Origin of the sequence: Streptomyces sp. NPDC008125, from assembly GCF_042957125.1 — a bacterium.
GTDB lineage: Bacteria > Actinomycetota > Actinomycetes > Streptomycetales > Streptomycetaceae > Streptomyces.
In genome coordinates this window covers 34581-56756 of sequence record NZ_JBIBHR010000005.1, presented here as the reverse complement: position 1 = coordinate 56756, position 22176 = coordinate 34581, and the positions used below count along the sequence as shown (strand labels likewise).

General features: G+C 73.2%; 21 protein-coding genes and 1 riboswitch. Of the genes, 12 read left to right on the top strand and 9 right to left on the bottom strand.

The genetic code is table 11. The features are described 5' to 3' along the window. Positions 1-12: 12 nt before the first annotated feature. Positions 13-696 (bottom strand): RNase H family protein, encoded by a 684-nt coding sequence (locus ACFZAX_RS10355; RefSeq protein WP_390960595.1) that lies wholly within the window; start codon positions 694-696, stop codon positions 13-15. 72 nt (positions 697-768) lie between these two features. Then, the gene (locus tag ACFZAX_RS10350) at positions 769-1563 is read right to left on the bottom strand and encodes an SDR family oxidoreductase (protein WP_390960593.1); all 795 of its coding nucleotides are present in this window, start codon (positions 1561-1563) and stop codon (positions 769-771) included. Between the two features lie 228 nt (positions 1564-1791). Between ACFZAX_RS10350 and ACFZAX_RS10345 the strand changes: the two genes are divergently transcribed. After that, entirely contained in the window at positions 1792-3678 is a 1887-nt protein-coding gene (locus ACFZAX_RS10345) for an ABC transporter transmembrane domain-containing protein (RefSeq protein WP_390960592.1), read from the top strand. A gap of 50 nt (positions 3679-3728) precedes the next feature. Here ACFZAX_RS10345 and ACFZAX_RS10340 read toward each other — a convergent pair whose 3' ends face one another. The 4 genes from ACFZAX_RS10340 to ACFZAX_RS10325 all read right to left on the bottom strand — a co-directional run bounded on the left by ACFZAX_RS10340 (position 3729) and on the right by ACFZAX_RS10325 (position 6674). Continuing rightward, on the bottom strand, positions 3729-4589 hold the full coding sequence (locus ACFZAX_RS10340; RefSeq protein WP_390960591.1) for a tetrahydrofolate dehydrogenase/cyclohydrolase catalytic domain-containing protein: 861 nt from the start codon (positions 4587-4589) through the stop codon (positions 3729-3731). Between the two features lie 21 nt (positions 4590-4610). Beyond that, positions 4611-4696: riboswitch (ZMP/ZTP riboswitch) on the bottom strand. Positions 4697-4839: 143 nt separating this feature from the next. After that, the gene (locus ACFZAX_RS10335; protein ID WP_390960590.1) at positions 4840-5136 is read right to left on the bottom strand and encodes a hypothetical protein; all 297 of its coding nucleotides are present in this window, start codon (positions 5134-5136) and stop codon (positions 4840-4842) included. Between the two features lie 47 nt (positions 5137-5183). Next, positions 5184-5576: a hypothetical protein gene (locus ACFZAX_RS10330; RefSeq protein WP_390960588.1), complete on the bottom strand. Its 393-nt coding sequence runs from the start codon at positions 5574-5576 to the stop codon at positions 5184-5186. An 81-nt stretch (positions 5577-5657) separates the two neighbouring features. Further along, on the bottom strand, positions 5658-6674 hold the full coding sequence (locus ACFZAX_RS10325; RefSeq protein ID WP_390960587.1) for an endonuclease/exonuclease/phosphatase family protein: 1017 nt from the start codon (positions 6672-6674) through the stop codon (positions 5658-5660). 769 nt (positions 6675-7443) lie between these two features. Between ACFZAX_RS10325 and ACFZAX_RS10320 the strand changes: the two genes are divergently transcribed. From ACFZAX_RS10320 to ACFZAX_RS10280, 9 genes are all read left to right on the top strand, one after another. Further along, positions 7444-8574, top strand: coding sequence for a glycosyltransferase (locus ACFZAX_RS10320; RefSeq protein ID WP_390960585.1), 1131 nt, complete (start codon positions 7444-7446; stop codon positions 8572-8574). Then, positions 8571-10061, top strand: coding sequence for an exopolysaccharide biosynthesis polyprenyl glycosylphosphotransferase (locus ACFZAX_RS10315; RefSeq protein WP_390960584.1), 1491 nt, complete (start codon positions 8571-8573; stop codon positions 10059-10061). Before ACFZAX_RS10320 ends, ACFZAX_RS10315 begins: the two co-directional genes overlap by 4 nt. A 2-nt stretch (positions 10062-10063) precedes the next feature. Then, entirely contained in the window at positions 10064-11476 is a 1413-nt protein-coding gene (locus ACFZAX_RS10310; protein WP_390960583.1) for an O-antigen ligase family protein, read from the top strand. Further along, on the top strand, positions 11473-13308 hold the full coding sequence (gene murJ, locus ACFZAX_RS10305) for a lipid II flippase MurJ (RefSeq protein WP_390960582.1): 1836 nt from the start codon (positions 11473-11475) through the stop codon (positions 13306-13308). Before ACFZAX_RS10310 ends, murJ begins: the two co-directional genes overlap by 4 nt. Further along, positions 13298-14107 (top strand): polysaccharide deacetylase family protein, encoded by an 810-nt coding sequence (locus ACFZAX_RS10300; protein ID WP_390960581.1) that lies wholly within the window; start codon positions 13298-13300, stop codon positions 14105-14107. Before murJ ends, ACFZAX_RS10300 begins: the two co-directional genes overlap by 11 nt. After that, on the top strand, positions 14104-15234 hold the full coding sequence (locus ACFZAX_RS10295) for a glycosyltransferase (protein WP_390960580.1): 1131 nt from the start codon (positions 14104-14106) through the stop codon (positions 15232-15234). The genes ACFZAX_RS10300 and ACFZAX_RS10295 overlap by 4 nt, the downstream gene beginning before the upstream one ends. Beyond that, positions 15231-15920 carry a lipopolysaccharide biosynthesis protein gene (locus ACFZAX_RS10290; RefSeq protein ID WP_390960578.1) on the top strand — a complete coding sequence of 230 codons (690 nt, stop codon included), beginning with the start codon at positions 15231-15233 and terminating at the stop codon, positions 15918-15920. Before ACFZAX_RS10295 ends, ACFZAX_RS10290 begins: the two co-directional genes overlap by 4 nt. Continuing rightward, on the top strand, positions 15917-17077 hold the full coding sequence (locus ACFZAX_RS10285) for a GNAT family N-acetyltransferase (RefSeq protein ID WP_390960577.1): 1161 nt from the start codon (positions 15917-15919) through the stop codon (positions 17075-17077). The genes ACFZAX_RS10290 and ACFZAX_RS10285 overlap by 4 nt, the downstream gene beginning before the upstream one ends. 134 nt (positions 17078-17211) lie before the next feature. Continuing rightward, entirely contained in the window at positions 17212-17514 is a 303-nt protein-coding gene (locus tag ACFZAX_RS10280) for a chaplin family protein (protein ID WP_390960576.1), read from the top strand. Positions 17515-17610: 96 nt separating this feature from the next. On the opposite strand, the gene ACFZAX_RS10275 is transcribed toward ACFZAX_RS10280, so the two are convergent. Together ACFZAX_RS10275 and ACFZAX_RS10270 are read right to left on the bottom strand one after the other, a co-directional pair. Next, positions 17611-18471: a tyrosinase family protein gene (locus tag ACFZAX_RS10275; protein ID WP_390960575.1), complete on the bottom strand. Its 861-nt coding sequence runs from the start codon at positions 18469-18471 to the stop codon at positions 17611-17613. A gap of 18 nt (positions 18472-18489) precedes the next feature. Then, positions 18490-18945 (bottom strand): tyrosinase family oxidase copper chaperone, encoded by a 456-nt coding sequence (locus ACFZAX_RS10270; RefSeq protein WP_390960573.1) that lies wholly within the window; start codon positions 18943-18945, stop codon positions 18490-18492. Between the two features lie 247 nt (positions 18946-19192). On the opposite strand from ACFZAX_RS10270, the gene ACFZAX_RS10265 reads away from it, so the two are divergent. Together ACFZAX_RS10265 and ACFZAX_RS10260 are read left to right on the top strand one after the other, a co-directional pair. After that, positions 19193-20479, top strand: coding sequence for a cytochrome P450 (locus tag ACFZAX_RS10265; protein WP_390960571.1), 1287 nt, complete (start codon positions 19193-19195; stop codon positions 20477-20479). 69 nt (positions 20480-20548) lie between these two features. Next, a complete protein-coding gene (locus ACFZAX_RS10260; RefSeq protein ID WP_390960570.1) occupies positions 20549-21670 on the top strand; it encodes a glycosyl hydrolase in 1122 nt (373 codons plus the stop codon). A 10-nt stretch (positions 21671-21680) separates the two neighbouring features. On the opposite strand, the gene ACFZAX_RS10255 is transcribed toward ACFZAX_RS10260, so the two are convergent. After that, on the bottom strand, positions 21681-22175 hold the full coding sequence (locus tag ACFZAX_RS10255) for an NUDIX domain-containing protein (protein WP_390960569.1): 495 nt from the start codon (positions 22173-22175) through the stop codon (positions 21681-21683). Between the last annotated feature and the right edge of the window lies 1 nt (position 22176).

Sequence of the window (22176 nt, the reverse complement as noted above, 5' to 3'; positions counted from 1 at the left end):
CCGGGGCACGGATCAGACCGCTTCCGTGCGGCACTCCGGGTGGCCCCAGCCCACCGGGTTCTTCGCGATCATCTCCTGCGCCGCGTACGGCTTGCCGCAGCGGCACCGCCCGGCGAACTTCGCCCGGATCGTGGCCCCGCTACGAGCTCCGCCGGTGGAGGCCTTCGCCGTCTTCCCGGGCGCGCTCTTCACCGCGCGGGACGGGGCCGGGTCGGGCAGGGCGGCCGTCCCGTGGGCCGTACCGGCGGGCAGCTGCGACACCGCCGCCTCGCTCGCGGCCTGGTCCGCCAGCGCGTTGAGCGGGTCCCCGCCGACCTGGTGGGCGGGAACGTACTGGAAGCGCACCGCGCGGCCGGAGAGCAGCTCGTCGATGCGGACGACCAACTCCTTGTTGGCGACCGGCTTGCCGCCCGAGGTCTTCCAGCCGTTGCGTTTCCAGCCCGGCAGCCACTTGGTCACGGCGTTCATCGCGTACTGCGAGTCCATGCGCACCTCGACCGGCACCGAGGGGTCGGTCGACTCCAGCAGCGAGCGCAGGGCGGTCAGCTCGGCGACGTTGTTGGTGGCGGTGCCCAGCGGTCCCGCCTCCCAGCGCTGCGGGCGCCCCTGCGCGTCCGCGACCACCCACGCCCAGGCGGCAGGCCCGGGGTTGCCCTTCGATGCCCCGTCACACGCGGCGATGATGCTCTCGTCCATACCCCCGATCATGCCAGCCCCCGAGGACGGCTCCGGCCGCGCGTACCGCACCCCGACCGGCCTCTGCGGTGGTCAGGGCACGATCGAGTCGACGTACCCGCCGTCCACCCGCACCGCCGCACCGGTGGTGGCGGAGGCCTGGGGCGAGCTGAGGTAGACCACCAGGCCGGCGATCTCCTCGGGTTCGATGAGGCGCTGGAGCAGTGACTGCGGCCGGTGCACGCGCATGAACGCCCGCTGCGCCTCGTCCCAGGGCAGGTCCTCGTCCACGAGTTCATACACGAACTTCTCGACGCCTCCGGTGTGGGTCGGCCCGGCGATCACCGAGTTGACCGTCACCCCGCTTCCCGCCGCCTCCTTGGCGAAGCCCCGGGAGACCGCGAGCAACGCGGTCTTGGACATCCCGTAGTGGATCATCTCGGCGGGGATGACGAGCGCGGAGTCGCTCGCGATGTTCTGCACGCGTCCCCAGCCCCGGCGGGTCATTCCCGGCAGATAGCGGCGGATCAGCCGGACCGCGCTGAGGACGTTCGTGTCGAAGTAGGTCCGCCACTCGTCGTCGGTGATCTCCAGCGGCGGGCGGGCGCCGAAGATGCCGAGGTTGTTGACGAGCACGTCGGCCTCCGGAACGGCCTGCTGGAGCCGGTCTGCCCCTTCCTCGGTGACCAGGTCGCAGGCCACGCTCTCGACGTCGGCGTCCGGCACCCCGTCGCGCAGGGTCCGCGTCGCCGACTCCAGCCGGTCCGCGTCGCGTCCGGTCAGCACCACCGCGGCACCCGCGGCGGCGAGGCCGGAGGCGATCGCGAGGCCGATCCCCTGCGACGATCCGGTGACGACGGCCTTCTTACCCGTCAGGTCGATACGCACCTCGTGGTTCCTTCCGCCGGTTCGGGTGCCGGAGCGGCACCGCGTCCACCGTCGCACCGCGCCGGGCGGACCGCTTCCGGAGCGGGGCGCGGCGCGTCCGCGCGACAGGGACCGGCGGCGGGCGCGACGATGAACCCGCTTGACCTCAACAATGATTGAGGTCCTATGTTCCTGTCCTACGGGCCCCCTGCGGGCCGTCCGTCGGTCGGAAGAACCCGGAGCCCTTGCATGGACATGGAATTCACCGCCTGGTCGTCGCTGCACAGTGTGATGAACGCCGAGCGCGACCGCCGGCCGTTCTCCCGGGAGACCCTGCGCCGCATCCTCGGATTCGCCCGCCCGCACCGGCGCCGACTGGTGCGGTTCCTGGCCGCCAGTGTGGCGGGAGCCCTGCTCGCGGTGGCGACGCCGGTCCTGGCGGGCAAGGTCGTCGACGCGATCGTACAGGGCGGCCGGAGCGACACCGTCGTCCGTCTCGCGCTGCTCATCGCGCTCATCGCGCTGGCCGACGCGGCCCTCGGGCTGCTCACCCGCTGGCTGTCGTCCAACCTGGGCGAGGGCCTCATCCTGGACCTGCGGACGGCCGTCTTCGACCACGTCCAGCGGATGCCGGTGGCCTTCTTCACCCGTACGCGTACGGGGGCTCTGGTGAGCCGGCTGAACAGCGACGTCATCGGGGCGCAGCGGGCGTTCAGCAACACCCTCTCGGGCGTGGTCGCCAACGTCGTGACCCTGGTCCTGACGCTCGCCGTGATGCTCGGCATCTCCTGGCGGATCACGCTGCTCGCCCTGGTGCTGCTGCCGGTGTTCGTCGTACCGGCCCGTCGCCGGGGCGCCCGGATGGCGTCGCTGCAGCGGGAGGCGGCCGCGCACAACGCGGCGATGGCGACGCAGATGACGGAGCGCTTCTCGGCACCGGGCGCCACCCTCGTGAAACTGTTCGGGAGGCCCGCCGACGAGTCCGCCGAGTTCGCCGCCCGGGCCCTGCGGGTGCGGGACATCGGCGTCCGGACGGCGATGGCGCAGTCCGGCTTCATCACCGCCCTCACGCTGGTCTCCGCGCTGGCGCTCGCGCTGGTCTACGGGCTCGGGGGCCACTACGCCCAGCAGGGCACGCTCGAACCCGGTGCCGTCGTCTCACTGGCCCTCCTGCTGACCCGCCTGTACGCCCCGCTCACCTCGCTCGCCGGCGCGCGGGTGGAGGTGATGAGCGCCCTGGTCAGTTTTGAGCGCGTCTTCGAGATCCTCGACCTGAAGCCGCTGATCGCCGAGAAGCCGGACGCGCGACGGGTGCCGGACGGGCCGGTGTCGGTGGAGTTCGACGGCGTCTCGTTCGGTTATCCCTCCGCCGACAAGGTCTCCCTCGCGTCGCTGGAGGCGGTCGCCACGCTCGACGACCGGGGCGGCGCCCAGGTGCTGCACGACGTTTCCTTCACGGCGCGGCCGGGCCGGATGATCGCCCTGGTCGGCTCGTCGGGGGCGGGCAAGTCGACGATCGCGCAGCTGCTCCCCCGGCTGTACGACGCCGACGCGGGAGCCGTCCGGCTCAACGGTGTGGACGTCCGTGACCTGACCGCCGACTCGTTGCGCGCGACGATCGGCATGGTCACCCAGGACGGACACCTGTTCCACGAGTCGGTCCGCGCCAACCTGCTGCTGGCGCGGCCGGAGGCAACCGAGGACGAGATCTGGGACGCCCTGCGCCGCTCACGGCTCGACGGGCTGGTGGCCTCGCTCCCGGACGGTCTGGACACGGTGGTCGGGGAGCGCGGCTACCGGCTCTCGGGAGGCGAACGGCAGCGGCTGACCATCGCCCGGCTGCTGCTGGCCCGTCAGCGCGTGGTGATCCTCGACGAAGCGACCGCGCACCTCGACTCCACCTCGGAGGCGTCGGTCCAGGAGGCGCTGGCCGAAGCCCTGGAGGGCCGGACGGCGCTGGTGATCGCCCACCGGCTCTCGACCGTGCGCGCGGCCGACCAGATCCTGGTCGTCGAGACCGGACGGATCGTCGAACGCGGCACCCACGAGGAACTCCTCGCCGCCGGAGGGCGGTACGAGGAGCTGTACCGCACCCAGTTCGAGCGCCCGGACACCGCGCCGCACGCGGTGGGGTGACCGGGCGTACGCCGGCGGGCTTCCGGGCGTACGGCCCGGAAGCCCGCCCGTCAGCCCAGGCCGAGCTGGTGCGTCGCCGCCCGGACCGTCTGTTCGAGCAGCACGGCGATCGTCATGGGGCCGACACCACCGGGCACCGGCGTGATCAGCCCGGCCCGTTCGGCGGCGGACTCGAAGTCGACGTCGCCGACGTTGCCCGGGTTGTACCCCGCGTCGATCACCACGGCCCCGGGTTTGATGTCCGCCCCTGCGACGAAGCGCGGTCTGCCGACCGCGGCGATCAGCACATCGGCTTCCCGCAGGTGCGACGAGAGGTCGGCGGTACGCGAGTGGCAGTACGTCACCGTCGCGTCCCGGCCGAGCAGCAGCAGGCCGGCGGGCTTGCCGAGGATCGCGCTCCGCCCCACGACGACGGCGTGCTTGCCGGCGAGATCGACCTCGTACGCGTCGAGCAGCCGCATGATCCCACCGGGGGTGCAGGAGACGAAGCCGGGCAGGCCGAATCCCATGGCGGCGAAGGAGTGCATGGTGACGCCGTCGACGTCCTTCTCCGGTGCGATCGCCTCGAACGCGGCACGCTCGTCGATGTGGGGGCCCACCGGATGCTGCAGCAGGATGCCGTGCACCTCCGGGTCCTCGGAGAGCTCCGTGACCGCCTCGACCAGCCCGGCGGTGGAGATCGAGGAGGGCAGGGCCACATGGCGCGACTCGATGCCGGCCTTCTCGCACCGGGCGCGCTTCATCCGCACGTAGGTCACCGACGCGGGGTCCTCGCCGACGAGTACCGTCGCGAGGCAGGGCGCCGACCCCGTCTGCCGCCGGATGGCGTCCGCCGAGGCCGAGGCCGCTTCGACGGTGCGCCGGGCGAGGCCGGTGCCGTCCATGAGGCGTGCTGTCTGTGTCCGGGCCACGTGTTGCTCCTGAGCTTCACGGCGGGGTGCCCAGGCGTACGGCAGCGACAAAGTGTCAGGCCGCTCCCCGGTGGTACTCCACCTGAACGCCAGTCACGACCCGCTCGTCACCCTAGACGATGAGGTCGTCCCGCGTCTCCGGTCCCGGTCAGCGGCGCCCCTTGGACCGGGGAGCGGGGTTCAGCAGCTTGCCGAGGATGTGGGAGAGCTGCCGTCGCCTGCCCCTCGCTCGCAGCACCCGGGTCCAGCGTCAGCCGCGTCCGGGCCGCACCGCGCGTGCGAGCCGGACGGCACCGCTCACCGCGCGGCCCTCACCGCTCCCGCGCAGCACCGCACGGCCGCAGCCGCGCCACTGCGAGGGCGGGACCGGGCTGCCGGGTCCGGTGCGGGTGAACAGGGCGTTGACCGAGGTCATCGGATCCCCTGCGGCCGCCTTCGCCAGCAGGACACCGGCGACGAGCGGCAGGAGAGCCCCGGCCAGGGCGGAACCGGCCACGGTGACGTGGCGGACGCGGACACGGGGGCGGGGGTGCGATGCGGTGGGCATGGTCCCATCCGACCAGCGGCGTCCGGCCCTCGGATGCGCCGGCGTACTCAGTCAGGGGCGACCGTGTACTCAGCGAGGACGGCATTCGGGCGATGTCCTGACACCATCTCGCGCGGGAGGGTGACGTCCTTGCGGAGGGGGCCGAGGCGCTCGCGCAGCAGGGCGAAGAGACCCCGGACCTGATTGATCAGCAGGCCCTTGTCCCGGCTGACGGCGATCTCGGCGATCTCGACGATCTCGGTGAGGACGGAGCGGGCACGGAAGGAGAGGTTCCAGGGGGCGTCGGCAGGTGGAGCAGCCGGAACAGGCAGACGATCCCGGCCCCCACCCCCAGGACGGTGGTGAGCGGTATGCCGATGGCGTACGCAGCGCCACCGAAACCGCCGGAACGGCGACGGCGACGAGCGCGCCCACGGCCTTCCGCCCAAGGACTTCCTCATGGCCGCCCTCCGGCGTGCGTCCACGCCCACCCGATGACCCGTCATGGTTGCGCGGGGCGGCTTCCGTCCGCATGGGTACGGCTACTCAGCGCCCGCGCCCCCGAAGTCGACGTACGCGGCCACGGGCAGGTGGTCGCTGCCGGTCGCGGGAAGGGTCCGGATGCCGGTGACGTGGACGGACCGCGCGAGGACCTGGTCGATACGGGCCACCGGGAAGGACGCGGGCCAGCTGAACGCGACTCCGGAGCCGGGGGCGTCCAGGTGTGCGCGGAGCGGGCTCAGCCCCCGGTCGTCCACGGTGCTGTTGAGGTCGCCGAGCAGGAGGACCCGCGCCTGCGGTTCGTCCCGGATCGCGGTGGCGAGGAGGGCGACGCTCTCGTCCCGGGGACCGGAGCGCAGGCCGGTCGCGCCGAGGCGGATGGACGGCACATGGGCGACGTACACGGCGAGGTCGCCGCACGGGGTGTGCGCGGTGGCCCTCAGGCCCCGGTTCCAGCCCTCGGCGATGCCGTGCGGCCGGATGTCCACGGGGTGCACGTCCGTCAGGGGATGGGCCGACCAGAGCCCCACGGTGCCACTCGCTCCGTGGTACGGGAAGCGTGACGCGAGCGCCCGCGCGTACACCGGCAGGGCCTGCGGGGTGAGTTCCTCCAGCGCGACGATCCCCGCCCCGCTGCGGCTCAGGGCCGCCGCCGTCCCCGCCGGGTCGGCGTTCTCGTCACTGACGTTGTGCTGGACCACGACCAGGTCGCCGGAGTCGTCGGTCCCCGTGAGGAAGGGACCGCCGAACCGGACGCCCCAGACGAGGGCGGGCAGCAGCGCGGCGACCACGGCCACCGGCTCTCTTCTCAGCAGCCCGGCACAGAGGAGTACCGGCACCGCGAGGCCGAGCCAGGGCAGCAGGGTCTCCAGCAGACTTCCCATCCGGCCAGGCGTGTTGGGTACCAGCCGGGGCGCGGCGAGCAGCGCGGCCACCACCGCGGCGAGCACGGCGCCCGTCTTCCCGCGCCCCGGGCCGTACCACCTCCGGCAGGCCGGGGCGGTCGGGACGACGGCCTGCGGAACGCCCGGGGGCGCGGGGGTCTCTGCCGGTCGCATCGTTCTCCTCGGTCCGTACGAGATCGCCAACGCCGCGAGCGGGGTGCCGGAGTGTCCCGGTCCGGCGTGGGGCTCCCGCCTCCGGTCGCGGGTCCCACCGGAGGACGACGCGGCCCGGCTCCTTCCGGTTCCGCCGGGCCGGTGCTCCGCCGTGAACGGCGCCCGGCCGTGCAGGGTGAAACCGTGACAGCACTTTCCCGAATCGGCGTCCGGGACGTTCGACCGAATGGACCGGCTCCACTCCACGCGGCACAGTCGGCGTCACGAGTGCGAACAGCACGCCGTGCACGAACCCTTTTCCGCATCCCTCTCACGGAAAGGGCATCGCCGGAAAGGCCCTGCACGAAAAAGGCCGGGCGGACAAGCGGAACACCCTTCGGGCGAAAGGGTGAGGAAGCACCGCCCCGCATCACGCCGGAACGTTTCCGCGCATGCGGGATCCCGGCGCTCCGAGCATGCGGACGGGTCGGCGACGTGCGGCATTCGGGTCCGGCGCGGCCTGTCGCACGAGCGAGTCATCCACGCATTGCGGCTGACAGTCTGTCAAAGTGCAGTTCGGTTTAACCCATTTTCCACTCTCGCGCGAAAGCGCGACACGAACCACCCTGCCCGGAAGGGTGAGCGCGCTCAGGACCGCTCGCCGGAAACCACACAGAACGCACGTACACACCTTCTCGATCGGCCATACGGCTTTTCCGGCCGGCCATGTGGGGGGTGCGTACGAAAACTGCCGAAGGCGCCGCGAGAACGTCACCCCGGAGCAATTCTGTTGAAGATTCTTCATCTCGTTCAGCCTGTGGAGGGCGGCGTCGCCCGGGTCGTCGTCGATCTCGTGCGGGCGCAGGTCCGCGCCGGGCTCCGGCCCGTCGTCGGGTGTCCTCCGGACGGACCGCTGGCCGCGCTGGCGTCCGCCGCGGGGGCGGAGGTCCACGGATGGCGGGCCGTACGCGACCCCGGCCTCGGGCTGGCCCGCGAGATCGCCGGAGCCCGGTCCCTGGTCCGGGAGCACCGCCCGCACCTGGTGCACGCGCACAGCGCGAAGGCCGGCCTCGCGGGCCGGATGGCGGTACGCGGCCGGATTCCGACCGTGTTCCAGCCGCACGCCTGGTCGTTCGAGGCGGTACGTGGAGGGACCGCGGCCTCCGCGGTGAAGTGGGAGCGTTTCGGGGCCCGTTGGGCGGACAGGGTGCTCTGCGTCAGCGACTGCGAGCGCCGGGCGGGCGAGCGGGCGGGCATCGCGGCCCACTGGTCGGTCATCCACAACGGCATCGATCTCAGCCGCTTCCGGCCGGCCGGGCTCAGGGAGCGGGGCGCCGCCCGAAGGGCCCTCGGTCTCCCCGACGGGCCGCCCCTGCTGGTCTGCGTCGGCCGGCTGAGCCGGCAGAAGGGCCAGGACGTCCTGCTGGAGGCGTGGCGCGCGATGCGCCCCGGGGCGGGTCGTCTCGCCCTGGTGGGCAGCGGACCCGAGGAGGCCCGGCTGCGCGGAGCGGCCCCGGCGGACGTGCTGTTCGCCGGAGCGGCGGAGGATGTCCGCCCCTGGATCCACGCGGCCGACGTCGTCGTTCTGCCCTCGCGGTGGGAGGGCATGGCCCTCGCGCCGCTGGAGGCGATGGCGTGCGGCAGACCGGTGGTGATGACCGACGTGGCCGGCGCCCGGGAGAGCCTGCCGCCCGGGCAGGACGCCCACTGCCTCGTCCCGCCGGACGACCCGGCGGCCCTGGCCGCCGCCCTCACCGCACTGCTGTCCGACCCCGCGCTCCGTACGGGACTCGGCAGCGCCGCCCAGCTCCACGCGCGTGCGGTCTTCGACGTGCGCAGGACCGCCTCGGAGGTCACCCGCCTCTATCAGGAACTTGTCCACCCGTCCGGCACCATGACGAGAGAGCGCACCGAGCGATGACGACGGAGAGTGCATCACTCCCGGGCACTGCCCGGGGGACCACGCTGCCCCCTGCTTCTTCCACCGTCCATCGGCCACGCGGCGGACCGGTCCGGCGCTACTCCGAGCCGGTCGTCCGGCAGGTCTGCCGGCACCGGCTGACCGTGCTGCTCGTGGGTGCGGACGGGCTCGTCGCGTGCCTCGCCCCTGCGGTGGGTCCCGCTCCGCACTGGCCGGTCGCCGTCCTCGCGGTCCAGGCCACCGCCCAGTTGCTGCTCCACTCCTCCCGCGGCCTGTACCGGCCCCGGCTGTCCCGCTCCGCGGCGTCCGAGTTCCCGGCGGTCCTCGGGCTGACGCTGCTCCAGTGGTTCGTGACCGCCGAGACCCTCACCACGTACGACACCCGCTACGCGATCGGCTGGACCACGCTGCTCTGCGCGGTGGGGGTGCAGACGCTCTTCTGCTGCGTCGCACGCGGTGTGCTGTACCGGGCCGGTGCGCGCGCCGCGGCGCGCCACCCCCGGCCGACCCTCGTCGTGGGGTCCGGGCCGCTCGCCCGGAGTGCCGCGACCGCCCTGCGGGACCGCACCGAGTACGGCCTGCGGACCGTGGGCCGGGTCGCGCTGCGCGCGGCGGACGCGGGCCCGGCGGCGGACGACGGAGCGGCGGGCAGGACTCCGGTGCTGCGCACGCGCGAGGAGGTGGGCCGGACCGTCGTACGCAAGCGGGTGGGGCACGTGCTGTTCACCGAGCACCCGGCGGCGACCCCAGAGGGCACCGACCTCTTCGCCTTCCTCACCGGGCACGGCTGCCGCATGTGGCTGATCGAGCCTCCGGCGACCGGCGCGATGCCGGAGCACCGGCCCGCGCGTCCGGACCATCTGTGGGGGTACTCCGCGCACCGCCTGCTGGCCGCACGCCGGCGCCCCCTCTCCCACGCGGTCAAGCGCGCGATGGACATCTCCCTCGCCTCCGTCGCCCTGCTCGCGGCCTCCCCCGCGCTGTTGGCCTGCGCGTGCGCGGTACGGCTCTGCGACGGGCCGGGGGTGCTCTTCCGGCAGGAGCGACTCGGCCTGCACGGAAGGCCGTTCACCCTTCTGAAGTTCCGTACGCTCCGGGCCGCCGACGCCCACGAGTCGGCGACCCGGTGGAACGTCGCGGGCGACCGGCGGATGAGTACGGTCGGCAAGGCGCTCCGCCGCACCTCCCTGGACGAGCTGCCGCAGCTGTGGAACGTGCTGCGCGGGGACATGAGCCTGGTCGGCCCTCGCCCCGAACGCCCCTTCTTCGCGGCCCAGTTCAGCACCATCCACCCTGGTTACCAGGCGCGCCACCGCATGCCCGTGGGCATCACCGGGCTCGCCCAGGTGAACGGTCTGCGCGGCGACACCTCGATCGAGGACCGCGCCCGCTTCGACAACCGCTACATCGAGACCTGGTCACTCTGGCAGGACGTGTGCGTGCTCGCCCGCACCGTCCTCTCCCTCTTCCGGTGCGGAGGCAGCTGAGCATGACACCCCCCACGACCGGCGCCCCGGTCGCACCCGCCCCCGCCGCGTCGCACGCGCCCGCCGCGCCCCCGGCCCCCTCGGCGAAGACGGCACCGCCCGTCCGGCCCGCCGCGGGGGCGCTGGACCTCTGGACCCTGCTGCCGCTGGTGGCGACCGTCCTGCTGCTCGCCCTCCCCGTGCCCGGCGCCGGAACTCCCGATTCCCGGGGGGCGCTTCCGGCCGACCTGGCGTCGGGCGTGGCCGTGCTGTGCTGCCTGGGGCGGCTGCTGGCACGTCGGGTACGCCCCCTGCCTGCGGGCGCGGTGCTCGTGGCCGGACTGGCGGTCACCGGGTTCGCCGTGGCGACCGTCACCGCCTCGGACCCGGTGACGGCGCTCCCCGGCTTCGTCCGCTACCTCCAGGTCTTCGTCCTCGTGCCGCTCGCCGTGTGCCTGACGATCCGCGATGCCCGCGGCTTCCGGTTCCTGACCGCGGCGCTCGTCCTGCTCGCCGTGATCCAGGGTTTCGTCGGAGTCCGCCAGTTCGCCACCGGCACCGGCGCCTCCTACATGGGCGAGGAGGTCCGCGCGGTCGGGACGTTCGGCCCCGGCGACATCATGGGCATGGCGACCGTCGTCGCGTACGGAATGCTCGCCGCCGTACCGTACGCGCTCTGCCCGCCCGCCCCGGCGCGCCGCTGGCTGCGTCCCTGCACGCTCCTCGTCACCGCCGGACTGGTCGTGGCCCTCGCCGTCTCCTTCAGCCGGGGTTCGTGGATCGCGACGGCGCTGGCCGCGCTCACGGTCGTGGCGCTGACCGGGCGGCGCACGGCGACCCGGTCGCTGCTCGTCCTGGGCGCGCTGTCGGTGGTCGTCGTCGGTGGATTCGGCATCGGTTCCGACATGGTCCGGGAACGGCTCTCCAGCGTCACCGACGTGGCGCGGGCCCCCGACCGCTCGGTCAATGACCGGTACGCCCTGTGGGAGGCCGCCGGGAGCATGTGGCGTGAGCGGCCGGCGACCGGCGTCGGGCTCAAGGCATTCCCGGAGTTCCGCGACGGCCACGCCTCGATCGGTCTGTCCTCCGGCAGCGACACGGAGGGGGCCGGGCAGAAGTTCCGCAGGCAGGCTCTGCTGTCCCCGCACAACATGTATCTGCTGGTCCTCGGAGAGCAGGGGCTGATCGGGTTCGTCACCGTCGTGGGCGGCTGGCTGGCGGTGCTCGTGGCGTCGGTGCGCGCCCTCTTCCTCGCCCGCCGCCGGCGGGCCGGCGCGATCGACTGCGGGCTGGTGGCGGTGGGGCTGGTGGTGTGGCAGACCATCGACTTCCTGTACGCGGACATCGGCGGGCCCACGACCGTGCTCACGGGAGTCGTGCTGGGACTGGGCGCGTGGTGGGCGCTGAGCGTCCCGGACGAGGCGGCCGGCGCGTGAGCGACACCACGACCGGCGCCGGCCCCTCCGCCGGGCCGCCGCCCGGAGCGGGCGGGCCCGGAGCGGGCGGGCCCGGAGCGGGCGGGCCCGGAGTGGGCGGGCCCGGAGTGGCGGCGCAGCGCCGGGCACCCCATCCGGAGCCGGGGGTGCCGGTGACCGGGGGGTCGACGGGTGACGCCGTCGTCACCGCGGAGGCGGCACCGCGTCGGACCTCCGCGGTACTGCCGCGGTTCCTGGCACGCGCCGCCGCCGCGACGGCCGGGCTGACGCTGATCGGTGCCGTGCTGGGGCTGCTGCGCGACCAGACCGTCGCCCACTTCTTCGGTGCGGGCGGCGACAGCGACGCGTTCCTGGTCGCCTGGACCGTCCCGGAGATGGCGGCGACGCTGCTGATCGAGGACGGGATGGCGCTGCTGCTGGTCCCGGCGTTCAGCCAGGTGCTCGCCCGCCGCGCGGTCCCGGCCGGGACCGCCGGGCCGTTCGGCCCCCCCGAGGAACCGGTCCGCGCCTTCGTGGCGGCAACGCTCCCGAAGCTCTTCACCCTGCTGGCCGGGGGTGCCGCGCTGCTGTTCGCGGGCGCTCCCTGGGTGGTCGGGATGCTGGCCCCGGGCCTGGCGGATCCCGGGCTGGCCGTGGACTGCACCCGGCTGACCGCCGTCACCGTGCTCACCTTCGGAGTCACCGGATACTTCAGTGCGGCGCTGCGGGCACACGGGAGCTTCGGTCCTCCGGCCGCCGTCTACGTCGCGTACAACGTCGGCATCATCGCGATGACCCTGGGGCTGCACTCGGTGTGGGGGGTGCGGGCCGCGGCGGTGGGGGTGGCGGCCGGCAGCGTACTGATGGTCGTGGTCCAGGGCCCCTCCTTCTGCTCCCGGGTGCTCACCCGCGAGCGCGGCGGGCGCTCGAAGCCCGCGAAGCTCCCGGAGGCCGACGGCACCGCCGTGTCCGGCGCTCCCCGCCCCGCCCCGCGACTGCCCGGCGCCGCCGTGCTCGCACCCGTGCTGCTCTTCGTGGTGAGCCGTCAGGCGCAGGTCCTGGTCGAGCGGTTCCTCGCCTCCACCCTGCCCGCCGGATCCATCTCGCATCTGAACTACGCGCAGAAGGTCGCACAGATGCCGATGGTGCTGTCGTTGATGATCTGCACGGTGACCTTCCCGGTGGTCGCGCAGGCGATGGCGGACGGCGACCGGGAGAGCGCCCGGCTGCGGGTCGAACGTGATCTGGCGCTGGCCGCGCTGGTGGTTCTGCTCGGCTCCGCGATGGTCATCGGGTACGCCCCGCAGATCATCGAAGTCCTTTTTCAGCGCGGGGCGTTCGGCGCCGAGGACACCCGGGCCACCGCCGAGGTGATGCGGGTCTACGCGCTCGGCCTCCTCGGCCACTGCCTGGTCGGCGCGCTCGGCCGGCCGTTCTTCTCCTCCGGGCGCCCCACCTGGTACCCCGGTTTCGCGATGGCGACCGGACTGGTCGTGACGACCGGTACCGGGTTCGCCGTGACGTACTCCTACGGCGTTCTCGGCATCGCCGCCGCGAACGCGGTGGGGATCACCGTCACGGCGGCGCTCCTCCTCCAGGGGCTCGGTTCCCGGGTTGTCGCCATCGAGGTACGGGCCGTGAGCCTCTCCCTCCTGCGCCTGGCAGTACCGGCCGCCGTCGCCGCCGCGGCCGGCTGGGCCTCGGCGGGCGTCGTGGTCGACCCCCTCCTGGACCTCGCGGCGGGATGCGTGCTCGTACCCGCCGTCTTTCTCCTCACCGGACGCGTGTGCCGGGTTCCCGAAGTCGTCCATCTGCTGGCCCTGACCCGACAGAGGTTCATCCATGGCAACTGACCCGTCGGCGCGAGTCGCCGCGCCCCGCTCCGCCCGCCCCCGCCCGGCCGCCGCCCGGCCGTGGATCTGGACCTACCACTCGGTGGGCGACCCCACGGACGACCCGTACGGGATCACCGTCTCCCCCGAACGACTGGACGCCCAACTGGCCTGGCTGCGAAGCCGCCGGCTGACGGGTGTGCCGGTGGGGACTTTGCTGCGCGCGCACGCCGAGGGCAGGCGCGGACTGGTGGGCCTCACCTTCGACGACGGCTACGCGGACTTCGTGGACGAGGCCCTGCCGGTCCTTCGCCGGTACGGCTTCACCGCCACCGTTTTCGTCCTGCCCGGACGCGACGGCGGAACCAACGAGTGGGACCCGGAGGGCCCGCGCAAGCCGCTCCTCACCCACGCGCAGATCGGCCGGCTCGCGCGCACCGGGATGGAGATCGGTTCCCACGGCCTCTACCACCGGGACCTGACGGCACTGCCCGACGAGGAGCTCCACGCGGAGACCCGGCGCAGCCGCGAGCTCGTCCGGGAGCTCACCGGGACTTTTCCCCAGGGCTTCTGCCACCCGTACGGCTACGCCGACCAGCGGGTGCTCGACTCGGTGCGCGAGGCGGGCTACGCGTATGCCTGCGCCCTGCGACCCGGCGCGCTGGTGGGGGAGTTCGCTCTGCCACGCACCCATGTCGGCCAAGCCGACCACGGCTTGCGGCTGCGCGCGAAGGAGCTGCGGCACCACATGCGCCACCGGGCGGGCCGCACGCCTTCGGGACCGGTGCCCTCGGGCCCGCCCGCGGAGGTCCGCCGATGAAGGTCCTGCATGTCATCACGGGTCTGGGAATCGGCGGCGCGGAACAGCAATTGCGCCTGATGCTCCGTCACCTGCCGGCCCATTGCGACGTGGTGACGCTCACCAATCCCGGGGCGGTGGCCGAAGGGCTGCGCGCCGACGGGGTGCGCGTCACGCACCTCGGCATGGCGGGCAACCGCGATCTGAGAGCGGTGGGCCGCCTCACCCGGCTCGTACGTCAGGGGGCGTACGACCTCGTGCACACCCATCTCTACCGGGCCTGCGTCTACGGGAGGATCGCCGCGAGGCTGGCCGGGGTCCGCGCCGGTGTGTCCACCGAACACTCCCTGGGGCGCGCGGAGATCGAGGGCCGCCCGCTGACCGCCGGCACCCGCGCGCTCTACCTGGGTACGGAACGGCTGGGATCCGCGACGGTCGCCGTCTCCCCCACCGTGGCCGACCGGCTGCGGCAGTGGGGCGTGCCCGAGGAACGCATCCACCTGGTGCCGAACGGCATCGACGCGCGGGCGTTCCGGTTCGACGCGGAGTCCCGGCGCGCCACCCGCGCCCGTCTCGGCCTCCCCCAGGACGCCTTCGTGGTCGGGGGCGTGGGGCGGCTGGTGCCGGGCAAGCGGTTCGACGTCCTCGTGCGGGCCGTCGCGGCGTTGCCCGGCGTGCGGCTGGTGCTCGCCGGGGAGGGGCCGGAACTCGCGTCGCTGCGGGCCCTGGCCGGGCAGCTCGGCGCGGCGGACCGCGTCCGGTTCCTCGGAGCGTGCGGCGCCTCGGGACCCGGCCCCGACGTGCCGGCGGTGCTCGGCGCGGTCGACGTGTTCGTCTCCGCCTCCCGCGAGGAGTCGTTCGGGCTGGCCGCCGTGGAGGCGCTCGCGTCCGGCCTGCACGTGCTGCACCAGGCCTGTCCCGCCCTCGACGACCTGCCCGCCGGCAGTGCCCCCGGCGCCCGCCGGATCTCCGGCGATCCCACCGAACTCGCCTTTGCCCTGCGGAGTCTGGCGGATCTCGGCCCCCAGCGCCTTCCTCCGCCAGCCGCCGTCGCCGCGTACGACATCCGGCGCAGCAGTCACCACCTCATGGACGTGTACCGCCACGTCCTCGCCACGTCCCGTCCCCCGGAAAGAGCAGAGTCATGACCGAAACCCCCGCCCAGAACCAGGCCGCTCCCGGACGGATCCGCAGGCTCCGCTCCGCTTTGCGTACGCCCGTCTGGTGGCCGCTGCCCGCCTGCGCCCTGCTGGGTGCCGCCTGCGGGATCTCCTACGGTCTGTTCACGCCGAAGTCCTACGAGGCCACCGGGTACGCGATGACCGTCGCGGCGACGAAGACCACCGACCCGGCGGCGGCGCTCGGGTACGCGCAGTCGTACGGCCGGCTGGCCACCGGCGACGCGACCCTCGGTTACGCGCAGGGCGCGGCGGGCGAACCCCTGCGGAAGCTGCGGGGGCACGTGCGGGCGGAGACCTCTCCGGACTCGCCGATGATCGCGGTCACCGGCACCGCCGGGCATGCCCGGCAGGCGGCGGAGATCGCTGACGCCGTCGTCGAGGCCCTCATCGTCAGCGGGGGCCACGTCTCCAAGGACACCGGGGTGAAGCTGATCCAGTTCACCCACGCCGTCGCGCCGAGCGACCCGGTCTCGCCCTCCGTGCCGCTCGCCGCGGCCGTGGGCGGCAGCGCAGGCGGGCTCGTCGGCGGGTTGCTGCTCCTCGTCCGTCGTCGCCCCGAGGAGCACCCGGCGCCGGCTCAGGCCGCCCCGGTACCCGGGCCCGCGCACGAGGCCGAGTCCCTCCTGCCCGAGGAGCGGGAGCCCGCGCGATGACGCCCCTGCCGAAGGGCTCCCTGAGCGTGACCCTCTGCCGGGACGGCCGGGAGTTCGCCGCGCTCGGGCCCGAGTGGGACGCCCTGCACCGCCGCTGCCCGTCGGCCACCCCGTTCCAGAGCCACGCCTGGCTGCACTCCTGGTGGCTGTCGTACGGGCAGGACACGAATCTCCGGGTCGTCCTGGTGCGGCGCGGCGGCCGGCTGGCCGGTGCCGCGGCGCTGCTGCTCGCCCACCGGCCGATGCCGGTGCTGATGCCGATGGGCGGCGCGATCTCGGACTTCTTCGACATCCTCGTCGACGAGGAGTCCGGGGAGGCGGAGACCGGATCGGTGGTCGACGCCCTGGCTCGGGGGCTCCACCGGGCCGCCCGCTCCAGCGTGGTCGACCTGCGCGAGGTACGCCCCGACGCCCTGGCGCAGCGGCTGTTCACCGGGTGGAGCGGACCCCGCGTCCGGCTCACGGACTCCACCTGCATGGAGCTGCCGGCCGCGCCGCTCGCCACGCTGGCCCAGGAGATGTCGGGCTCCCGGGCCCAGCGGGTGCGGGCCAAGCTCCGGAAGGTGGAGGCGCTGGGCGTCGTGTGCCGGGAGGTGCCGGTCGAGCGGGTTCCGGCGACCGTGGGCGATCTGCTGCGGCTGCACGCGTTGCAGTGGAGCGGGCGGGGGGGCAACCCCGAGCATCTGCGTCCCCGTTTCGCGGCTCATCTGACGCACGCCGCGGGGCGGATGGTCCGCGACGGCGGGGCCACGCTGACGGAGTTCCTGCTGGACGGGGAGGTGCTGGCGGCGAACCTGTCGCTGCACGCGGGTCCGCTGACCGGCTGCTACCTGTACGGCGCCCACCCGCTGCTGCGGGAGCGGAAGGTGGACGTGGCGACCCTGCTGCTGCGCGAGGTCTCGCGGCAGGCTGCTGCCGACGGGCGGCGGACGCTGAGTCTGCTGCGCGGCTCGGAGCAGTACAAGAGCTACTGGCAGCCGGTCCCGGTGGTCAACCAGCGGCTGCTGCTGTCCCGGCCGGGGCTCGAACCGGTGCTGCGGCTGCGCGCGGCCCAGGTGGCCACGCGGGACCGGGCGGCCAGGACGGTGAAGGCACGTTTCCCCGCGGCGCGGGACTGGCACGAGCGGTTCACCGCGCTGACGGGGGCGGGGCGCTGAGCCATCCGGCGGAGCCGTACCCAGAACTTCCGTACTGATCCGTTACCGCCCGCCGCTCCCGGCGTTTGTCAGTCAGTGCGGGGCCGGAAGGCTCCGCAGCTCCACAACGAAACGCTCTTCCATAGGAGTTCTTGATGTCGCGTATCACGAAGGTCGCCGCCGTCCTGGCGGGAACCGGCGCCCTCATCGCCGGCGGCGCCGGCCTCGCCTCGGCCGACGCCGGTGCCGGCGCGGTCGCCGCGGGTTCCCCCGGTGTCGTCTCGGGCAACATCATCTCGGTGCCCGTGCACGTCCCGGTCAACGTCTGCGGCAACACGATCAACGTCATCGGCCTGCTCAACCCGGCCTTCGGCAACACCTGCGTCAACGGCTCGGCCCCGCAGCCGCTCCAGCACGAGGACGCCTACGAGGGCGACCACGACGCGTACGGTCACTGACCGAACCCGAACACGGCGGCCGGTCTCCCCTCCTCATCCCCGGAGGGGAGACCGGCCGCCGTGCGGTCCGGCGGCGCCCGCCGGAGAACGTCCGGGTCAGGCGTAGCGGTAGACGCGGCTGTGGTCGAGCAGCCCGGACGGCGCGACCCCCCAGGGCGGCAGCGGCTCATTGCGGGCGAACACCCGGCCGCGCTGCGGATCGTCGCCGGTGAGCTCCCGGGCGGGCAGATAGCCGGAACCCGGATGGGCCTTCTGCCAGCGGCCCCAGAGCCGGTCGATGAACGCGTGGTGCAGCCAGAAGACCGGGTCGTTCGGTGAGCCGGCCCCCGCCATCACGCCGCCGACCCAGCGGTGCACCTGGTTGTGGTTGCTGATCGCACGCGCCCCCCGGATGCCCCATCCCTCCACCCGGTTGCGGAAGCCGGTGCGGCTGACGCTGTTCCACGGCTCGGCGTCGTACAGCGGGTCGTTCAGCGCTCGTCGCACGTCGTTCGCGGTGGGCAGGGCCACCGGATCGGACGGCCGGCCGAAGTCACGGGTCAGGAACAGGTCGTCGGTGACGCCGTTGCTGACGGGCCAGTTCCCCTCCCGGTACGCGAAGGGGCCCGTGGTGACCTGCCGGTCCCCCTCCCGCCCGTTGCCGCCGAGAAAGTCGGGCGTCCACGGCGGTCCTCCCGGCGAGCGGTCCAGGGTCCAGTCCCAGTAAGGCACGGAGACCGTCGGGTCGGCCTCCCGCAGTGCCCGCTCGAACTCCAGCAGGTACTGGCGGTGCCAGGGGAAGAACGACGGGGTCATGTGTGCCGCGCGCGGCCGGTCCTCCCCGTCGGTGACGTAGAACTCGCGGTGCGTCGCCACGAAGTCGTCGTACCGCCCGGAGCGCTTGAGCGTGAGCACCGCGTCGACGAACCGCTTCCGTTCGCTCCGGGTGAGATCGCGCTGGTTCTTTCGCGTGTACACCTTCCACCTGTCCTTCGGTCAGATGCTGTGGGGCGCGGCGGACAGCCGGGCCGTGCCCAGGACGTCGACCGCGGCGCGCGCGGCAGCGAGGGGTGTCGGATGCGACTCGTAGTGGGTGACCGCGCTGAGGTAGCTCCCGTCGGCCCGGCGCATGAGGTGCAGGGCAGCGCCGTCGATGCTGGCCTCGGGGTGGAGGCCGGCGCTCACGGTCCGCACGCCGGACTCGGCCGTGCCGCCCGGGGAGGCGTCCGCGCGCACCCGGATCGTCCGCCCCCGGTACGTCTCGGTGATCTCCCCCGGCCTCGCGGCTTCGGTGGCGTCGCGGCTCTCCGGGCCGCGGGCGGCGACGATCGGCTCCCAGGCCGCCCCTGTTCCGGCCACGACCCCGACGGCGAAGACGGAGCGCAGCACCCCCCTGCGGGTGGCCGCGCTCCGTCCGCCCGCCGGGCATCGGGCCTTCCTGCTCGAACCCATCTGCGTCCGCCTCCCTGCCATTCCGGTGAGCTTGTCGGTGAAGCTGCTTGTCGGTGGAGCCGCTTGTCGGTGCGGCTGGCGCCGACGCCCATCAGACGGTGCGCGCCGCACTCTGGCCCGTAACGGCTCGCCGTACCGCCGGTCAATCCCTCAACCGTGGGAAATCCGGGCCGTTCGCGGCCACGTCGGGCCCCGGGTGTGCATGGCCGGGTCAGCATGGGAGTCCCGACTGCCGAAGGTGGTGGACATGAGCGTTCCCGGACAGGTCCCCGGTGTCCGTACGGAGCGGCCGAGGGACGTCGATCTGGCGGACCCTGCGTTCTGGCGGCTACCACGCACCGAGCGGCTACGGGCGTTCGAGATGCTGCGCGAGCTCGACGCTCCGGTGCGGTTCACCGCGCGCAGCGGCCGGGAGGCGGGGCTCTCCTTCTACGCCTTGGTGAAGCACGCGGACGTCCGAGCGGCGAGCCGCCGGGCCGACGTCTTCGCGAGCGCACCGGGGGTCACCGTCCCGGAGCCCGCCCGCTGGGCGAAGGCCGTCTTCGGCAACTCCATGGTCAACATGGACGGCGCCGACCATACGGGACTCCGCCGGATCGTCTCCCGCGCCTTCACCCCCAGGCTGCTCACGGAGGCGCAGGAGAACATCTCCCGGGTCACGCGCCGGCTGGTGGACGAGGCGGTGGCCGGCCGCTCCACCGACTTCATGCGGTCGGCGCCCGCGCGTCTGCCGTTCGAGGTCATCTGTGACCTGATGGGCATTCCGGGGACGTACCGGCCGTGGATCGCCGCCCAGATCGACCACGCGTCGAGCCACGTCGGCGTGGAGCGGCGTGGACTGGCCCGGATCCGGGTGCCCGGCCGCGGGCTGCGGTCCCTCGCCCGGATGCAGCTCGTGATGGCGCGCATCGCGCACGAGCGCCGCCGCCGGCCCACGGGTGACCTGATCTCGGCCCTGGTCCGGGCCGACGTGGACGGGCAGTCGCTCGGCGCCCGTGAACTCGGTGCCTTCTTCTCGACTCTGCTGGTCGCGGGTGTCGAGACGACCAGGAACGCGCTGGCGCACGGGATGGCGTTGCTCTCGCGCTTCCCCGACCAGCGTTCACTGCTGGTGTCCGACCTCGACCGGCACATCGACGGGGCGGTGGAGGAGATCGTCCGGCACTCGACGCCGATCATCCAGTTCCGGCGGACCGTCACCACCGAGCACGAGCTCGGCGGGCGCACCTTCCGGCCGGGCGACAAGGCCGTGCTCTTCTACGCCTCCGCCAACCGCGACGCCTCCGTGTTCGTGGACCCGGACCGCTTCGACATCACCCGCTCGCCCAACCCGCACCTGGGGTACGGGGGCGGCGGTCCGCACCACTGCCTCGGGGCTCACCTCGCCCGCCTGGAGATGCGGGCGCTTTTCACGGAGGTGCTCACCCGGACCGACACCGCGCGGGCGCTCGGTGAACCGGAGCTGGTGGACTCCAACTTCGACAACCGGGTCCGCGGCCTGGCGCTGACCTTCGATTCCGTCCCGACGCCGTAGGTGGTGTCCGCCCGTGGATCCGAGCCGTCACCGGACCGGCCGGACGTCCACCGTAACCGAGGAGCAGCCGTGTCCCCTGGTCGCCGTGTCGTCAATCTCTGTGTGGGCACGCTCGCGGCCGGCGTACTCGCGGTCAGCGGTGCCTCCGGCTTCCGGGTCACCGAGGCGGGTCCGGCCGACGGCGCCGGACCACATGTCGACCCGCGCAGCACGGCCGTCGGTGCCTACTTGGACTACGGCCCCGACGGCGTGGCACGCATGACGGAGATGTCCCGGTGGCTCGGTGGCAAGGAGCTGCGCGTCGGGCACAGCTACCTCCCCGGGGACCTCTGGGTGAACATCGAGGGCTCCGTCGACTTCCTGACCGCGTGGGCGCAGTGGCGGCAGGCGCAGAACGACCGGATGTTCGTCCTCAACACGCCGATGCTGGAGCGGAACGAAGTGCGGGTTTCGGACTCCACCGTGCGCCTGCGGCTGCGGTCGGGCGCGGCGGGCCTGTACGACCGGCATTTCCGCAAGCTCGCCGAGCGGCTGGTGGGGCTGGGCCTTCCGGACACCGTGATCGTGCTCGGCTGGGAGATGAACGGCACCACCTACGCCCACCGCTGCGGGCCGGACCCGGCGGCCTGGAAGGCGTACTGGCAGCGGATCGTCACCGCCATGCGGTCGGTCGAGGGCCAGCGGTTCCGCTTCGACTTCGCGCCCAGCCGGGGACGGGACGCCGTTCCCTGGACCGACTGCTATCCCGGTGACGACTTCGTGGACATCGTCGGCATGGACTCCTACGACCAGCCGCCGGGCGAGAACTTCGACGACCAGGTGTACGGCGAGTACGGGCTGCAGAAGCACGTGGACTTCGCCGCCGGGCACGGGAAGCCGATCTCCTACCCGGAGTGGGGTCTCTTCCGCAACGGCGACAACTCCGAGTACATGCGCCGCATGCTCGAATGGATGGATCTCCACCCGCCCGTCTACCAGACGATCACGGACTACTGCCCGCACGGGGTGTGGGGGTGCGAGGGGAATCCGGAGGCGTCGAAGCTCTACCGGTCCTTCCTCAGTGACGACAACCGCCCGCTCCCGGTGGATCCGTCCGCCGCGCCGGGACCGGCCGAATGGTGCTTCCCGGTTTCGCTGAGCGACTGGTTCACCGACTGGACGAAGAACCGGCGGATCTGTGTGAAGCTCTGAGTCCGCCGGCTCAGACGAGGTCGTCTCCCTCTCCCTCGGCGGCCCGGAACCAGGTGGGGCCGTCGGTGAGGGACTGCTTGATCCGGAAGTGCGCGAACTCCGCCAGCGGCGGCAGCGCGTCCAGGGCGAACCAGGCCACCTCCAGCGACTCGTCGTCGTTGACGCGCGGCTCACCGCCGGTGGCCCGGCACCGGAAGGTGATGTCGAGGTACTGGCAGTGGTCCCCGTTCGGGTACTCCACGGGCTTCAGTGCCTCGGTGAGCACCACGCGTTCGGCCACGCAGTGCACGGCCGTCTCCTCGTACACCTCGCGCACCGCGGTCCGCGCGGGCTCCTCGCCGGGTTCGGGGATCCCGCCGATGATCGACCACTTGCCGGTGTCGGCCCGCCTGCCGAGGAGGACCCGGCCGTCTTCGTCGAAGACGACCGCGCTCACCCCCGGCAGCAGGAGCAGCTGGTGGCCGGCGGTGGACCTGATCGCACGGATGAAGTCGGGTGTAGCCATG

Excerpts from the sequence above, each read along its gene's own strand:
- ACFZAX_RS10355 (WP_390960595.1), bottom strand. The coding sequence starts at position 696 with ATGGACGAGAGCATCATCGCCGCGTGTGACGGGGCATCGAAGGGCAAC.
- ACFZAX_RS10345 (WP_390960592.1), top strand. The coding sequence starts at position 1,792 with ATGGACATGGAATTCACCGCCTGGTCGTCGCTGCACAGTGTGATGAAC.
- ACFZAX_RS10335 (WP_390960590.1), bottom strand. The coding sequence starts at position 5,136 with ATGCCCACCGCATCGCACCCCCGCCCCCGTGTCCGCGTCCGCCACGTC.
- ACFZAX_RS10330 (WP_390960588.1), bottom strand. The coding sequence starts at position 5,576 with ATGAGGAAGTCCTTGGGCGGAAGGCCGTGGGCGCGCTCGTCGCCGTCG.
- ACFZAX_RS10325 (WP_390960587.1), bottom strand. The coding sequence starts at position 6,674 with ATGCGACCGGCAGAGACCCCCGCGCCCCCGGGCGTTCCGCAGGCCGTC.
- ACFZAX_RS10315 (WP_390960584.1), top strand. The coding sequence starts at position 8,571 with ATGACGACGGAGAGTGCATCACTCCCGGGCACTGCCCGGGGGACCACG.
- ACFZAX_RS10310 (WP_390960583.1), top strand. The coding sequence starts at position 10,064 with ATGACACCCCCCACGACCGGCGCCCCGGTCGCACCCGCCCCCGCCGCG.
- ACFZAX_RS10300 (WP_390960581.1), top strand. The coding sequence starts at position 13,298 with ATGGCAACTGACCCGTCGGCGCGAGTCGCCGCGCCCCGCTCCGCCCGC.
- ACFZAX_RS10295 (WP_390960580.1), top strand. The coding sequence starts at position 14,104 with ATGAAGGTCCTGCATGTCATCACGGGTCTGGGAATCGGCGGCGCGGAA.
- ACFZAX_RS10290 (WP_390960578.1), top strand. The coding sequence starts at position 15,231 with ATGACCGAAACCCCCGCCCAGAACCAGGCCGCTCCCGGACGGATCCGC.
- ACFZAX_RS10285 (WP_390960577.1), top strand. The coding sequence starts at position 15,917 with ATGACGCCCCTGCCGAAGGGCTCCCTGAGCGTGACCCTCTGCCGGGAC.
- ACFZAX_RS10280 (WP_390960576.1), top strand. The coding sequence starts at position 17,212 with ATGTCGCGTATCACGAAGGTCGCCGCCGTCCTGGCGGGAACCGGCGCC.
- ACFZAX_RS10270 (WP_390960573.1), bottom strand. The coding sequence starts at position 18,945 with ATGGGTTCGAGCAGGAAGGCCCGATGCCCGGCGGGCGGACGGAGCGCG.
- ACFZAX_RS10265 (WP_390960571.1), top strand. The coding sequence starts at position 19,193 with ATGAGCGTTCCCGGACAGGTCCCCGGTGTCCGTACGGAGCGGCCGAGG.
- ACFZAX_RS10255 (WP_390960569.1), bottom strand. The coding sequence starts at position 22,175 with ATGGCTACACCCGACTTCATCCGTGCGATCAGGTCCACCGCCGGCCAC.